Below are 13,718 nucleotides of genomic sequence, written 5' to 3'. Positions count from 1 at the left end.
CGGCCGGTCCGGTCCGCGGCGCGGGTGATCATGATCGCGGGGCAGAATGGTCGGCATGAGCGCAGCCAAGCCCACGGGGAGTAAGGGGACTCCGGCCACGGTCGCCGCGGCGGAGGCCGAGATCGACTACACCCTGCACAGCTACGAGACCGCGGCCCCGTCCGCCGCGGCCGACCCGGGTTCGTACGGCCGGGCCGCCGCCGACGCCCTCGGCGTGCGGCACGAGCGCCTCTTCAAGACGCTGCTGGCCGACGTCGACGGCGCCCTCACCGTGGGCGTGGTCCCGGTGTCGGCGACCCTGGACCTGAAGGCCCTCGCGGCGGCCACCGGCGGCAAGCGGGCCCGGATGGCCGACCCACGCGACGCCGAGCGCGCCACCGGGTACGTCGTCGGCGGGATCAGCCCGCTCGGGCAGCGCAGGCGGCTGCCGGCGGTGGTGGACGCCTCGGCGTCAGGGTTCGCGACGGTCTACGTCTCGGCCGGGCGGCGCGGGCTCCAGATCGAGCTCGCCCCCGCCGACCTCGTCCGGATCACCGGCGCCGGCCTCGCCGACATCGCCCGCGGGTAGGCGCTTGATGAACAGCTCCAGCAGCCCGTACGCGGCGACCGCCAGCAGCGGCCAGAAGACCAGGACACCGGTGGCGCGCAGGTCGGCCGGCCCGGTGACGACACGGCCGTCGGGCGCGCCGCGCACCGCGGTGTGGAACCCGCCGAGGCCGATCTGATGGCCGACGCGCCACGCCAGCACGGACGCGACCGCGCCGCCGACCGCGAGGCCGAGCAGCAGCGGGACGTCGTTGTCGCGCCCGCCGCGCAGATAGGCGAGCGCGCCGCAGCCGACGCCGGCCGCGGCGGCGATCAGCGCGAAGCGGGCGTCGATCCCGATGGGGGCCTGTCCCTCGGGGTCGGCGAGCAGCGGCCGGCCCTGGATGACCACGAACCGCACCGCGGGGACGACCGCGTACCACAGCAGCCCGGCGAGCGGGCCGAGCAGCGCCACGACGGCGCTGGTCACCACCCAGGTCCGCAAGGCCCTCCCGGTCGGTCGCCGCACCTCGTACGCTCCTAGCTGGAAGGTGCTGCCCAGCGCAGCACGATCATGTTCCCGACCCGTCCTCCGGCCGTCCGGGGGCCCGCCCCCGGAGACACACCGACGACGAAAGCCTAGCCTGCCCAGGTCAACCGAACGACACGTGCCCCGAGTCCGATTCACGCCCCCGAACGGCCCTATTTTCTGGGATAATGTGCCCGACATGTCCGGATTCAGCTCCGCGTTCGAACGCCTCGGCGCCGCCCTCGCCGCGGTCGTCCTCCAGCAGCAGGAGACTCTCGCCGAGTTCCTGCCGCGCGAGGACTGGAGCGCCGATCTCACCGCGCGCACGTACGCGAGCGGAGGGGTCTCGGTACGGGTGTCGCTGCTCGGCAGCTACGCCGCCCGCGAGCGCACCTGGCTGTGGGGCTGGGCCAACCCGCAGTTCGGCGACGACCACCCGGCGGTCGGCCCGACGATGGTCATCCGCCGGCTCGGCGAGCGGCTCGGCATCCCCGAGTTCACCACCCCCGAGGTCGACCTGTCCTGGTACGAGGGGCCCGCGGGGCACGGCGGCGAGCTGATCGCGATGGCGGCCGGCGGGGTGCTCGGCGGCGGCGGCTACATCGGCGCCGGCTACGACGGCGGCTCGGCCTACCTGCACGTCGACGACGCGCAGGCCCCGCCCGCGCCGTGGGACCCGGTGCCGGTGCCGCGGCTGCTGATGAACGCGGTGAGCCTGTTCCCGCACGAGCCCCGGCTCACCCTCGCCCGGCTGCTCAGCCACCACCGGATCCCCTACCGGGAGGCCGACGGCCGGATCGAGCTCCGGCTCCCCGGCGGCGGCGGCACCGCCCGCGCCCACTTCGACGGGCTCGGCCGGTTCGTCGACTGGGAGGCCGAGCTCAGCCCCGCGGCCCTCTGAGCCCGCGGCCCGGTGGACGGGCGGACGGGCGGGCGGCGGGGCTCAGCCCAGGCAGGACGGGCCGAGGAGCTGCTTGAGGTCGCCCATCAGGGCCGGGGACGGCGCGACGCGGAGCTTGTCGTCGAGCCGCACCACGGTGATGCGGGGGCCGTTCTGGAGGTGCAGGTGGACCTCGGCGGAGCCGGGGTGGGTGACCAGCACCTCCTTGAGCCGGGACACGACCGGCGGGGTGCAGCGGCCGATCGGCAGCGTCACCGCGAGCGGACCACTGGCGTCGGTGACGGTCAGGTCGGGCTGGACCACCTCCATCGCGATGATCTTCGCGACGTCCTCGCGGCGGTCCAGCCGGCCCTTGACCACCAGCACGGTGTCCTCGGCCAGCAGGGTGGAGCAGAGCTGGTAGGACGAGGGGAAGCACATCACCTCGATCGACCCGCCCAGGTCCTCCAGCTGGAACATGGCCCACGAGTTGCCCTGCTTGGTGACCTTGCGCTGAAGTCCGGACAGCAGCCCGGCCACGACCACGACCTGCCCGTCGGGACGTTCCCCGCCGTTGAGGACGGCGATGGTGCAGTCGGCCTCGCGCTCCAGGATGTGCTCGACGCCGAGCAGCGGGTGGTCGGAGACGTACAGGCCGAGCATCTCGCGCTCGAAGGCCAGCAGCGTGCTCTTCTCCCACTCCTCGCTGTCGGGGATGACCACGGCGAACGCGTCGTCGCCGCCGTCGTCCTCCAGCGCGCCGAACAGCGAGTCCTGGCCGACGGCCTCCTTGCGCTTGATGTCGATGACCGAGTCGATCGCCTGCTCGTGCACCATCAGCAGCGCCTTGCGCCGGTGCCCGAGCTCGTCGAACCCGCCCGCCTTGATCAGCGACTCCACCACGCGCTTGTTGCACACGATCGGCGGGACCTTGCTGAGGAAGTCGTTGAAGTCGGTGTAGGCGCCCTTCTCCTTGCGGGCCGCGACGATGCCGTCCACCACGTTGGTACCGACGTTGCGGACCGCCGAGAGGCCGAAGCGGATCTCGGTGTCGCCGAGCGGGGTGAAGTCGGCCTCGGAGGTGTTGACGTCGGGCGGCAGCACCTTCAGGCCCATCCGGCGGCACTCGTTCAGGTAGAGCGCGCTCTTGTCCTTGTCGTCGCCGACCGAGGTGAGCAGGCCCGCCATGTACTCGGCCGGGTAGTTGGCCTTCAGGTACGCCGTCCAGTACGACACCAGCCCGTACGCGGCGCTGTGCGCCTTGTTGAAGGCGTAGTCGGAGAATGGGACCAGGATGTCCCACAGGGTCTTGACCGCCTCGGCGGAGTAGCCGTTGGTCTTCATGCCCTCGGAGAACGGCTTGAACTCCTTGTCGAGGACCTCCTTCTTCTTCTTGCCCATCGCGCGGCGCAGCAGGTCGGCCTGGCCGAGCGTGTACCCGGCGACCTTCTGCGCGATCGACATGACCTGCTCCTGGTACACGATCAGGCCGTAGGTGGTGCCGAGGATCTCCTCCAGGGAGTCCTTGAGCTCCGGGTGGATCGGGGTGATCTCCTGCTGGCGGTTCTTGCGGAGCGCGTAGTTGGTGTGCGAGTTGGCGCCCATCGGGCCGGGCCGGTAGAGGGCGCCGACCGCCGAGATGTCCTCGAAGTTGTCCGGCTTCATCAGCCGCAGCAGCGACCGCATCGGCCCGCCGTCGAACTGGAACACGCCGAGGGTGTCGCCCCGGCCGAGCAGCTCGTAGGCCTTGGGGTCGTCCAGCGCGAGGCCGAGCAGGTCGACGTCGATGCCCTTGTTGAGCTTGATGCCCTTGAGCGCGTCGTCGATGATCGTCAGGTTCCGCAGGCCGAGGAAGTCCATCTTCAGCAGGCCGAGCGTCTCGCAGGTCGGGTAGTCGAACTGCGTGATGATCGCGCCGTCGGCGTCGCGGCGCATCACCGGCACGTGGTCGGTGATGGTCTCGCCGCTCATGATGATCCCGGCGGCGTGCACGCCGGTCTGCCGGATCAGGCCCTCCAGGCCCTGCGCCAGGTCCATGATCTGCTTGACGTCGGGCTCTTCGTCGTAGAGCTTGCGCAGCTCGCCGGCCTCGCCGTGCCGGGGGTGCTTGTCGTCGAAGATGCCCGACAGCGGGATGTCCTTGCCCATCACGGCGGGCGGGAACGCCTTGGAGATCTTGTCACCGAGCGCGTAGGGGAAGCCGAGGACGCGGCCCGCGTCCTTGATCGCGGCCTTCGCCTTGATGGTGCCGAAGGTGGCGATGTAGGCGACCTTGTCCTCGCCCCACTTCTCGGTGGTGTAGCGGATCACCTCGGCCCGCCGGTCTTCCGGGAAGTCGATGTCGATGTCGGGCATCGACTCGCGTTCGGGGTTGAGGAACCGCTCGAAGATCAGCCCGTGCGGGATCGGGTCGAGGTCGGTGATCCCCATCGCGTAGGCGATCAGCGAGCCCGCCGCGCTGCCGCGGCCCGGCCCGACCAGGATGCCGTTCTCCTTGGCCCACATGATGAAGTCGGCCACGACCAGGAAGTACGACGGGTAGCCCTTGCCGAGGATGACGCCCATCTCGTAGTCGGCCTGCCGCTGGTACCCCTCGGGCAGGCCGCCCGGGAACCGCCGCTCCAGGCCCTTCACGACCTCCTTGCGGAACCAGGTCTCCTCGGTCTCGCCGGCCGGCACCGGGAACCGCGGGCTCAGGTCGCGGTACTCGAACATGCCGGCGGGGTCGACCCGCTCGGCGATCATCAGGCTGTTCTTGCAGCCCTCCAGCCACGCCTCGGACGAGTCGATGGAGCGCATCTCGTCGGCGGTCTTGAGGTAGTAGCCGCTGCCGTTGAACCGGAACCGGTCGGGGTCGGCGAGCTGCTTGCCCACCTGCACGCACAGCAGCGCGTCGTGCGCGGTGGCCTCGCTCTCGTGCGTGTAGTGCGAGTCGTTGGTGACCACCGGCGGGATGTTCAGCTTCTTGCCGATGTCGAGCAGTCCCTGGCGGACCCGCTGCTCGATGTCGAGCCCGTGGTCCATCAGCTCCAGGAAGTAGTTGTCCTTGCCGAGGATGTCCTGGAAGGTGGCGGCGGCCTTGAGCGCCTCGTCGAACTGGCCGAGCCGCAGCCGGGTCTGCACCTTGCCGGACGGGCAGCCGGTGGTGGCCATCAGCCCGTCGGCGTGCTCGGCGAGCAGCTCCTCGTCCATCCGCGCGTACTTGAACACGAAGCCCTCGGTGAAGGCGCGGCTGGAGAGCTTGAAGAGGTTGTGCAGCCCGGTCCGGTTGCGCGCCCACAGCGTCTTGTGGTTGATCAGCCCGCCGCCGGAGACGTCATCGCGCTTCTGGCTGGGCTCGCCCCACTGGACCTTCTTCTTGTGGTAGCGGGACTCGGGCGCCATGTACGCCTCGATGCCGATGATCGGGACGATCCCGGCGGCGGTGGCCTGCCGGTGGAAGTCGTAGGCGCCGTGCATGTTGCCGTGGTCGGTCATCGCGATCGCCGGCATCTTCTGCCGGTCGACCTCCTCGAACATCTGCTTCAACCGGGCGGCCCCGTCCAGCATGGAGTACTCGGTATGAACATGCAGATGAACGAACGAGTCGGCCATGCGTGCTGCGCCTCCTGCTTGTCGCATGCGACCGCCCACGTGCGGTCGGCACGTGCGGTCGGTGTCTCGGTCCCGGGGGAAGATCGCCGTCCCGGACGCGCTCCGGGATGACGCGGTTCTGAGAGCCTAACCCGGGTCGCCCGCAGCCCGGGCCCCGACACTCCGGATGCCTCTTTTGCCCCATCGGTCCCATTACGGTCGGCATCCGCCCGGACGCCGTGCGGGGCCGAGCCCGCCGCACCGGCCGCTCGTCTCACGGAGCGGGACGGGCGTCCCACGAGTTGACGGAACCGCGCCCCGTCCCCTTACGATCGGCGGACAGACGACCCCGGTGCCGGTCAGGCGCAGTCCGGCGCACGGAACCCGCCTCCTCGCGGAGCGCCCCGGCCCCGGCGCACGGACGGCACCGCCCCGGCCGGGCCGCCCGCCAGAGAGGGAAACCCCACATGCCCGACCCGACGCTCGACGACGGCGCGCTGACCGTGCCCCTCGCCCCGCTCGACGACCTCACCACGCTGGACGCCGCGCGCGCCGCGATCGACGACATCGACGCCGCGCTGGCCGTCCTGCTGGAGCGCCGGGCCGCGGTGGCCGGCGTCGTCCAGCGGCTCAAGCCCGTCGGCGGCTTCGCCGGGCGCGACCCCGAGCGGGAGCGCGCGATCGTCGCGGCGATGGCCGGGCGCGCGCCCGCGCTCGGCGCGGGGCGGCTGGCCCGGATCGTCGACGTGATCATCGAGGCGGGGCTGGAGGCCGCGGCGGAGGCACCCGCGGGCCCGGCGGCCGAGCCCCCGGCGGGACGCGCCCCCGGCGACGCCTGACCGGACGGGACCGCCCCCGACCCTCCGGAATCGTCCGGATATCGTCCGGTGGCATGACAGCGAGGGAGACCGCCCCGGAGGCACCCCGCCCGCCCGGCGGGCCGGACGGGGCCGCCACGGCGGACGGGCCGGACGAGACGGACGGGGCCCACGCGGCGGCCGTACGGGACGGCCTGGGCGTCGGCCTCGCTGTCGGCCTCTCCGGGTTCGCGTTCGGCGCCGCCGCGGCCACCGCCGGCCTGTCGGCCGCCCAGGCGTGCGTGCTCAGCCTGCTGGCCTTCACCGGGGCCTCGCAGTTCGCGCTGGCGGGCGTGATCGGCGGAGGCGGCGGCCTGGTCGCCGGGACGCTCGGCGCGGTGCTGCTCGGCGGGCGCAACGCGCTGTACGGGCTGCGGCTCTCCGGCCTGCTGCGGGTCCGCGGCGCCCGCCGGCTGCTCACCGCGCACGTGGTCATCGACGAGACGACCGCCGTGGCCACCGCCCAGCCCGGCCCCCGGACGGCCCGCACCGGCTTCCACGTCACCGCGGTCAGCCTCTACCTGACCTGGAACCTCACCACGCTGCTCGGCGTGCTCGGCGCCGCCAGGCTCGGCGACCCGGGGACGTTCGGACTGGACGTGCTCGGCCCCGCGGCGTTCCTCGCGCTGCTGTGGCCGCGGCTCACCGCCGGCCGCGCCGAGCTGCGCGTCGCCGCCGCCGCCGGGGCGATCGCGATCGTGGCGACGCCGCTGCTGCCCGCTGGGGTGCCGGTCATGCTCGCCGCCGCCGCGGCGCTCGCCGGGTTCGTCCCGGCCGGTCTGGGAAGGCGGGGCCGCCGGTGAGCGTGTGGATCGCGGTCGTCGCGACCGGGCTCGGCTGCTACGCGCTGAAGCTGGGCGGCCTGGTCGCCCCGCGGCGGGTGCTGGACGACCCCCGGGTGCGCCGCTTCACCGAGCTGATCCCGGTGGCGCTGCTCACCGCCCTGATCACCGTCCAGGCCCTGGCGCCGGACGGCCCGTCCCTGGAGTTCGACGTGCCGCGGCTGGCCGGGCTCGGCTCCGCCGTGGCCGCGCTGCTGCTGCGCGCCCCGTTCCTGGTGGTGCTGGCCGTGGCCGCCGCGGTCGCCGCCGGGTTGCGCCTGGCCGGCCTGTGACCGCCCCTGCGGCGGGTCCCGGCGGCGCGTCCCGGCGGGGGCCGTCCAGGACGGGCCGGACGGGCCGGACGGGACGGACGGGACGGCCGGTCAGGACTCGTCGGTGACGATCTCCAGGGCGCGGGCCAGGTCGTCGGGGTAGGGGCTGACGAACTCCACCCGCTCCCCCCGGGTGGGGTGCTCGAAGCCGAGCCGCGCCGCGTGCAGCCACTGCCGCTTCATGCCGAGCCGGGCCGCGAGCGTCGGATCGGCGCCGTAGGCCATGTCGCCCACGCAGGGATGCCGGATCGCGGACATGTGCACCCTGATCTGGTGCGTGCGCCCGGTCTCCAGGTCGACGTCGAGCAGCGTCGCCGCCCGGAACGCCTCCACCGTGTCGTAGTGCGTCACCGACGGCTTGCCACCGGCCACCACCGCGAAGCGCCCGTCACCGGCGGGATGCCGGTCGATCGGGGCGTCCACGGTGCCGCGGAACGGGTCGGGGTGACCTTGCACCAGCGCCTGGTAGCGCTTGTCGATCCGGCGTTCCTTGAACGCGCGCTTGAGCCGGGAGTAGGCGATCTCGCTCTTGGCCACCACCATCGCCCCGGTCGTGTTGGCGTCGAGCCGGTGCACGATGCCCTGCCGCTCGGACGCGCCACTGGTGGCGATCGTGTGCCCCGCCCCGAGCAGCCCGCCGAGCACGGTCGCGCCGGTCCAGCCGGTGGTGGGGTGGGCGGCGACGCCGATCGGCTTGTCGACCACCACGATGTCGTCGTCCTCGTAGAGGATCGACATGCCCGGCACCGGCTCGGCGACCGGGACCGGCGCCGAGGGCGGCGGCGGGATCGTCACCTCCAGCCAGGTCCCGGCGTGGAGCCGCTCGGACTTGGCCACCTGCCGGCCGTCGAGCAGCACCTCGCCGGCGGCGATGATGTCGGCGGCGCGGGCCCGGGACAACCCGAACAGCCGCGCCAGCGCGGCGTCGACCCGCTCCCCCTCCAGCCCGTCGGGCACGGGGAGGCTGCGCACGTCGCCCATCAGGACGCCTCCTTCGGGGCGGAGCCGTCCTCGACCGGACCGTCCTCGCCCCTGCCGTCGTCCTTGAGCACGTCCTTGACCGGCACGTCCTTGACCGGCGGATCCTTGACCGGCGGGTCCGCGGCGGGGACCGCGCCCTTGACGGACGCGTCCTCGGCGGGTTCCCGGCCCTCGGTCCCCTGGGCCTCGGCGCCCTGGTCCTTGGCCGGAGCGTCCGCGGCAGGCTCGTCGGCAGCGGGCTCGTCGGCGGCGGGCTCGTCGTCCTTGCCGGTGATCCGGGTGCCGTCGATCTGGAGGCCGCGCGCGGCCAGCAGGACCGCGAGCACGCCGCCGCAGACGATCGCCGAGTCGGCCAGGTTGAAGACCGGCCAGTGCGGAAGCTCGATCCAGTCGACCACATGGCCCTTGAGCGGCGCCGGGGCGCGCAGCATGCGGTCGGTCAGGTTGCCGAACGCGCCGCCGAGCATCAGCCCGAGGCACACCGCCCACGGCAGGCTCCGCAGGTTGCGCGCGGTGCGCAGGATCGCGACGACCACCCCGCAGGCGATCACCGTGAAAACCAGGGTGTAGCCGGCGCCGATCGAGAAGGCCGCCCCGCTGTTGCGCGTCTCGCGCAGGGTCAGCAGCCCGCCGAGCAGCCGGACCGGCTCCTCGCCCTGGAGGGTGGCCACGACGACGCTCTTCGAGACGACGTCGAGGGCGTAGGCGGCCAGCGCGATGGCGATCAGTACGGCGATGCGGCGCGGCCGAGGCGATCCCGTGGACCCCTCGGCCTCGCTCTGAGATTTCGTTGAGTCGCTCAGCGACGTTCCTCGCGTTGTTTGCATGTCACACACAGGGTCGCACGAGGGAAGGCCTGCAAGCGCGCCTTGCCGACAGGCCGGCCACACGACTCGCAGATTCCGTACGTGCCCCCGTCCATTCGCTGGACGGCCCGCTCGTTCTGGGCGAGCAGGTCCTGTGAATTGTAGGACAACGCCAGATGGTGTTCGCGCTCGTAGGTCTTGGCGCCCGCGTCGGCCTGGTCGTCGCCGGCCCCCTCGTTGGAGTCGCCCTCGGCGATCTGGCTGGCGGACGCGGCGATCTCGGTCCGCAGGGCGCTGATCTCGCGCTCCAGCCCGGCCCGCACCTCGTCCAGCTCGGTGCCGGTCCAGCGGTCCTCGCCCTCGCGGACCGGGAAGCTCGCCACGTCGGCCGTCTTGACCTGGGCGGAACCGGCGGAACCGGCGGCCCCCGCCGCGGCCTGGACGGCCGGGTCCTTGGCCTTCGGCGCCGATCTCGCGGGTTTGGCGGCGGGTTTGACGGCCGTTTTCGCACCTCCCTTGGCGGTCTTGGCCTTCGGTTTGGCCTTGGCCTTCGCGGCGGCCTTACCCGGGCCCTTGGCGGCGGACCCGGTCCGGCCGGACGGCGCCTTGGCCGAGGGCTTCTCGCCCCTCCCCGCGCCGGCCGTGTCGGCCCCCCTCGCGCTGATCTCCTCGACGGGCAGTGCGGGCAGCATGAGTCCCCTTCCGCGAACGACCTGGGTGCATTACAGCCCGCATATGCCCGGTGACCACGCGGACAGAAACCCCCGCGGTTGCACAATCTCGGAAATGACCTGTACCGAGCCCGGTGCCCGCGCCGTCCCCCGCCGGGCCGAAAACGGGAGGAGAGCGGCCCCCGGGTAGGTTAATCTCGGACCAGCAGTCGCATCGGCAGGCCGTGAAGGGGACACCTGCCGCCGCACGCGGCCATGAGCGACCCGGGGACGGTGCGAGCCCGGGGGCCAGCCCGGCGGTCTGATCACCCCTGAGCCGCTGGAAGAAACGCCCCGCGGGGCGCGGTAGACCCGGCAGCCGGTGCCCGAACGAAGCGGATCGCGCCCCGGGGCCACTGTGCCCAGGGCCCGGGGGTCGCCCCGGGCGCGAGGGACGCGGTCAAGGAGGGTGGTACCGCGGGACCCCTGCCCAGGGCGTCTCGTCCCTCCGGTCCACGTGCAGTTCCACGTCGATCCGGAGGTCCGACCACCGTGAGCCGCCAGTTCCGGCCCCTGCCCGCGCAAGTCGATCTGCCCGCCCTGGAGCGGGACATGATCCGCCGCTGGCAGGAGGGCCAGGTTTTCGAGCGGTCGCTGGAACGCACCGCGTCCGGACCGCAGTGGGTCTTCTACGAGGGCCCGCCCACCGCCAACGGCATGCCCGGCGTCCACCACGTCGAGGCCCGCGTCTTCAAGGACGTGTTCCCGCGCTTCAAGACCATGAAGGGCCACCACGTCCCGCGCAAGGCCGGCTGGGACTGCCACGGCCTGCCCGTCGAGGTGGCCGTGGAGAAGGAGCTCGGCCTCACCGGCAAGAAGGACATCGAGGAGTACGGCGTCGCGGAGTTCAACGCGCGCTGCCGCGAGTCGGTGCTCCGGCACGTGGACGCCTTCGAGGAGATGTCCGAGCGGATGGGCTTCTGGGTCGACACCGACCAGGCGTACCGCACCATGGACGCCGAGTACGTCGAGGCCGTCTGGTGGTCCCTCAAGACCATCTTCGACAAGGGGCTGTTGTTCCGCGACTTCCGCATCACCCCGTACTGCCCGCGCTGCGGGACCGGGCTGTCCGACCACGAGCTGGGCCAGCCCGGCGGGTACGAGACGGTGTCCAGCCCCTCGGTGTTCGTGCGGATGCCGGCCACCTCGGGCCCGCTCGCCGAGCTGGGCGCGGCGCTGCTGATCTGGACCACCACGCCGTGGACGCTGGTCTCCAACACCGCCGTGGCCGTCCACCCCGACGTCACCTACGTCGCCGCGCGCCCGGCCGGGTCGGACGAGGTCCTCGTCGTGGCCGAGCCGCTGCTGGAGCAGGTCCTCGGCGAGGGCGCCGAACGCCTCGCCACCTACAAGGGCGCCGAGCTCGAGCGCACCTCCTACCAGCGGCCGTTCGACCTGGTCGACATCCCCGACGCGCACTACGTGGTGCTGGGCGACTACGTCACCGTCGAGGACGGCACCGGCCTGGTCCACCAGGCGCCCGCGTTCGGCGCCGACGACATGACGGTCTGCAAGAGCTACGGCATGCCGATCGTCAACCCGGTGGGGCCCGACGGCCGCTTCCTTCCGACCGTCCCGCTCGTCGGCGGGACGTTCTTCAAGAACGCCGACGAGACGCTCACCGACGACCTGCGCGCGCGCGGGCTGCTGTACCGCGGCGGCCACTTCGAGCACAGCTACCCGCACTGCTGGCGCTGCCACACCGCGCTGCTGTACTACGCGCTCCCCGCCTGGTACATCCGCACGACGGAGATCAAGGACCGGCTGCTGGAGGAGAACGCCAGGACGAACTGGTTCCCCGAGACGGTCAAGGACGGCCGGTACGGGGAGTGGCTGCGCAACAACGTCGACTGGTCGCTGTCGCGCAGCCGCTACTGGGGCACGCCCCTGCCGCTGTGGGTGTGCGGTGAGGACGAGACGCACATCACCTGCGTCGAGTCCCTCAAGGAGCTGGGCGAACTCGCTGGGCAGGACCTGTCCGCCCTCGACCCGCACCGCCCCTACGTGGACGACATCACGCTCCCCTGCGCGCAGTGCGGGGGCGAGGCCAAGCGCGTCCCCGACGTGATCGACGCCTGGTACGACTCGGGCTCGATGCCGTTCGCGCAGTGGGGCGCCCCGCACCGCAACAACGACGTCTTCGAGGCGTCCTACCCGGCTCAGTACATCTGCGAGGCGCAGGACCAGACGCGCGGATGGTTCTATTCGCTGATGGCGGTCGGCACCCTGGTGTTCGACCGGTCCGCTTACGAGAACGTGCTCTGCCTCGGCCTGATCCTGGCCGAGGACGGCCGCAAGATGAGCAAGCACCTGGGCAACGTGCTCCGGCCGATCCCGCTGATGGACCAGCACGGCGCCGACGCGGTGCGCTGGTACATGCTCGCCAGCGGACTGCCGTGGGCGTCCCGCCGCGTGGGGCACGCCGCGCTGGAGGAGATCGTCCGGAAGGTGCTGCTCACCTACTGGAACACGGCGTCGTTCTTCGTCCTGTACGCCAACGCGGCGGCGGCGCAGGGCCGCGCGTGGACGCCGGACCGCCGCGGCGAGGCGCCCGCCCCCGCCGACCGGCCGCTGCTCGACCGCTGGGCGCTGGCCGAGCTGCACCGCACCGTCCGCGAGGTCGACGAGGCGCTCGAGCGGTTCGACACCGCGGCGGCCGGGCGGCGCCTCTCCGAGTTCGTCGACGACCTGTCCAACTGGTACGTGCGGCGCTCGCGGCGGCGGTTCTGGGAGGGCCCGGAGACGCCCGGCGGCGCCTCCGCGTTCGCGACCCTGTACGAGTGCCTGGAGACCCTCACCCGGTTGATGGCGCCGATGGTCCCGTTCATCACCGACCACGTGTGGGACGTCATCCGCCCCGAGGACGGCCCCGGTTCGGTGCACCTGACCGACTGGCCGGAGGTGCGCGCCGACCTCCTCGACGCCGACCTGACCGCGCAGATGGCGCTGGTGCGGCGGCTGGTCGAGCTCGGCCGCTCGGCCCGCGCCGCCAGCGGCGTGCGGACCCGGCAGCCGCTCGGCCGGGCCCTGGTCGGCGCGGCCGGCTGGGCGTCGCTGCCCGCCGAGCTGCGCGGCCAGATCTCCGACGAGCTCAACGTGCTGGCCTTCGAGGAGCTGTCCTCCATCGGCGGCGACCTGGTCGAGTACGAGGTGAAGCCCAACTTCCGCGAGCTCGGCAAGCGCTTCGCCAAGGACACCCCGACGGTCGCCAAGGCCGTCACCGGGGCCGACCCCGCCGCGCTGGTGCGGACGCTGCGCGCCGACGAGGCCGCCGAGGTGGAGGTCCCCGGGCTCGGCCCGGTGCGGCTCGCGCCCGGCGACGTCATCGTCACCGAACGGCCGCGCAGCGGCTGGGCGGTCGAGAGCGCCGCGGGCGAGACCATCGCGCTCGACCTGACCGTGACGGCCGAGCTGCGCCGCGCCGGGCTCGTCCGCGAGGCCGTCCGGCTCGTCCAGGACGCGCGCAAGGCGTCCGGCCTGGACGTCACCGACCGGATCGCGCTGTGGTGGGAGGCCGCCGGCGACGACCTGGCCGAGGCGCTGCGCGCGCACGGCGGCGAGGTCGCCGCCGAGGTCCTGGCGACCGAGGTCGCCGAGGGCCGCCCGGCCGACGCGCCCGAGACGCGCCGGGACGACGAGCTGGGCCTGGCGTTCTGGCTCCGCAAGGCGACCTGACCGCGCTGCCGAGCGCGGCCGGGGCGCGG

Annotated in this window: 11 protein-coding genes; 6 read left to right on the top strand and 5 right to left on the bottom strand. The window is 72.9% G+C overall.

All coding sequences use genetic code 11. From position 1 onward, the window contains the following. Positions 1-55 precede the first annotated feature (55 nt). The gene (ybaK, locus tag OHA34_RS36425) at positions 56-568 is read left to right on the top strand and encodes a Cys-tRNA(Pro) deacylase (RefSeq protein ID WP_285936759.1); all 513 of its coding nucleotides are present in this window, start codon (positions 56-58) and stop codon (positions 566-568) included. Here ybaK and OHA34_RS36420 read toward each other — a convergent pair. After that, positions 452-1,054, bottom strand: a complete 603-nt coding sequence (locus OHA34_RS36420; protein ID WP_285936760.1) for a hypothetical protein — start codon at positions 1,052-1,054, stop codon at positions 452-454. The two genes, ybaK and OHA34_RS36420, sit on opposite strands and share 117 nt — an antisense overlap. Positions 1,055-1,253: 199 nt before the next feature. Between OHA34_RS36420 and OHA34_RS36415 the strand changes: the two genes are divergently transcribed. Further along, on the top strand, positions 1,254-1,955 hold the full coding sequence (locus OHA34_RS36415; RefSeq protein WP_329520152.1) for a DUF6882 domain-containing protein: 702 nt from the start codon (positions 1,254-1,256) through the stop codon (positions 1,953-1,955). A 42-nt stretch (positions 1,956-1,997) separates the two neighbouring features. On the opposite strand, the gene dnaE is transcribed toward OHA34_RS36415, so the two are convergent. After that, a complete protein-coding gene (gene dnaE / locus OHA34_RS36410; RefSeq protein ID WP_285936762.1) occupies positions 1,998-5,528 on the bottom strand; it encodes a DNA polymerase III subunit alpha in 3,531 nt (1,176 codons plus the stop codon). A gap of 446 nt (positions 5,529-5,974) precedes the next feature. On the opposite strand from dnaE, the gene OHA34_RS36405 reads away from it, so the two are divergent. The 3 genes from OHA34_RS36405 to OHA34_RS36395 are packed head-to-tail and all read left to right on the top strand — an operon-like array spanning position 5,975 to position 7,478. Next, entirely contained in the window at positions 5,975-6,346 is a 372-nt protein-coding gene (locus tag OHA34_RS36405) for a chorismate mutase (RefSeq protein WP_329520151.1), read from the top strand. 53 nt (positions 6,347-6,399) lie between these two features. Beyond that, a complete protein-coding gene (locus OHA34_RS36400) occupies positions 6,400-7,167 on the top strand; it encodes an AzlC family ABC transporter permease (protein WP_329520150.1) in 768 nt (255 codons plus the stop codon). Next, complete coding sequence (locus tag OHA34_RS36395) at positions 7,164-7,478, top strand: AzlD domain-containing protein (RefSeq protein WP_285936765.1); 315 nt, start codon at positions 7,164-7,166, stop codon at positions 7,476-7,478. The genes OHA34_RS36400 and OHA34_RS36395 overlap by 4 nt, the downstream gene beginning before the upstream one ends. Positions 7,479-7,568: 90 nt before the next feature. Here the strand turns inward: OHA34_RS36395 and OHA34_RS36390 are convergent, their stop codons facing one another. From OHA34_RS36390 to OHA34_RS36380, 3 genes are read right to left on the bottom strand one after another with little or no spacing between them, the layout of a single operon-like run. Further along, the gene (locus OHA34_RS36390; protein WP_285936766.1) at positions 7,569-8,498 is read right to left on the bottom strand and encodes an RluA family pseudouridine synthase; all 930 of its coding nucleotides are present in this window, start codon (positions 8,496-8,498) and stop codon (positions 7,569-7,571) included. After that, the gene (locus tag OHA34_RS36385; RefSeq protein ID WP_285936767.1) at positions 8,498-9,325 is read right to left on the bottom strand and encodes a signal peptidase II; all 828 of its coding nucleotides are present in this window, start codon (positions 9,323-9,325) and stop codon (positions 8,498-8,500) included. The genes OHA34_RS36390 and OHA34_RS36385 overlap by 1 nt, the downstream gene beginning before the upstream one ends. Next, positions 9,298-9,687, bottom strand: a complete 390-nt coding sequence (locus OHA34_RS36380; RefSeq protein ID WP_329522482.1) for a TraR/DksA family transcriptional regulator — start codon at positions 9,685-9,687, stop codon at positions 9,298-9,300. Before OHA34_RS36380 ends, OHA34_RS36385 begins: the two co-directional genes overlap by 28 nt. 819 nt (positions 9,688-10,506) lie before the next feature. On the opposite strand from OHA34_RS36380, the gene ileS reads away from it, so the two are divergent. Further along, on the top strand, positions 10,507-13,689 hold the full coding sequence (gene ileS, locus OHA34_RS36375) for an isoleucine--tRNA ligase (RefSeq protein WP_285936768.1): 3,183 nt from the start codon (positions 10,507-10,509) through the stop codon (positions 13,687-13,689). Positions 13,690-13,718: the final 29 nt, after the last annotated feature.

This window comes from Spirillospora sp. NBC_01491, assembly GCF_036227065.1.
Classification (GTDB): Bacteria; Actinomycetota; Actinomycetes; order Streptosporangiales; family Streptosporangiaceae; genus Spirillospora; species Spirillospora xylanilytica.
This window is presented reverse-complemented; position numbering and strand designations above follow the sequence as displayed.

Coding starts and splice junctions, on each gene's coding strand:
- OHA34_RS36385 (WP_285936767.1), bottom strand. CDS start 9,325: ATGCAAACAACGCGAGGAACGTCGCTGAGCGACTCAACGAAATCTCAG.
- OHA34_RS36415 (WP_329520152.1), top strand. CDS start 1,254: ATGTCCGGATTCAGCTCCGCGTTCGAACGCCTCGGCGCCGCCCTCGCC.
- OHA34_RS36405 (WP_329520151.1), top strand. CDS start 5,975: ATGCCCGACCCGACGCTCGACGACGGCGCGCTGACCGTGCCCCTCGCC.
- dnaE (WP_285936762.1), bottom strand. CDS start 5,528: ATGGCCGACTCGTTCGTTCATCTGCATGTTCATACCGAGTACTCCATG.
- ybaK (WP_285936759.1), top strand. CDS start 56: ATGAGCGCAGCCAAGCCCACGGGGAGTAAGGGGACTCCGGCCACGGTC.
- OHA34_RS36400 (WP_329520150.1), top strand. CDS start 6,400: ATGACAGCGAGGGAGACCGCCCCGGAGGCACCCCGCCCGCCCGGCGGG.
- OHA34_RS36390 (WP_285936766.1), bottom strand. CDS start 8,498: ATGGGCGACGTGCGCAGCCTCCCCGTGCCCGACGGGCTGGAGGGGGAG.